The organism is Chryseobacterium sp. GVT01B (assembly GCF_019970045.1).
GTDB lineage: Bacteria > Bacteroidota > Bacteroidia > Flavobacteriales > Weeksellaceae > Chryseobacterium.
Genome location: NZ_JAHXYI010000030.1, coordinates 1 through 450, shown reverse-complemented (window position 1 = coordinate 450; position 450 = coordinate 1). Strand labels below are relative to the sequence as shown.

1 protein-coding gene is annotated in these 450 nt (G+C 44.9%); it reads right to left on the bottom strand.

Going from position 1 to position 450, the window contains the following annotated elements:
* On the bottom strand, nucleotides 1–450 hold a 450-nt coding region (locus LC457_RS23315), incomplete at both ends, for an MBL fold metallo-hydrolase (RefSeq protein WP_223601924.1).

The window sequence follows — 450 nt, the reverse complement described above, 5'->3', positions numbered from 1 at the left end:
ATACTGCTGTTAAAATAGTCGGTATTTTCGGGTCTGTATCGTAAAGATCGAATTGTTCTCCGACAATCAGGCCTCGACTCTCTAATGTCTGCGTTACAGACATTTTCGCTAGGTCTTTCATATTATTATCAAGGCTTAGATGGGCGAGGTAGACTCTCTTCGTCCGATCGCCAATCACATCACTCATTGCCAAGGCCGCATCTTCATTAGAGACATGGCCGACATCGCTGAGGATTCTTCGTTTAATGTTCCACGGATAGCGTCCCATACGAAGCATTTGCACATCATGATTGGACTCAAAAATGTACACGTCAGCATTGGAGATTGTCCCCTTCATGCGGTCGCTGACATACCCTGTATCCGTAATGAGAACAAGCTTTTTTCCTCCATTATGAAACACGTAAAACATCGGTTCCGCAGCATCATGGGACACGCCGAACGATTCAATAT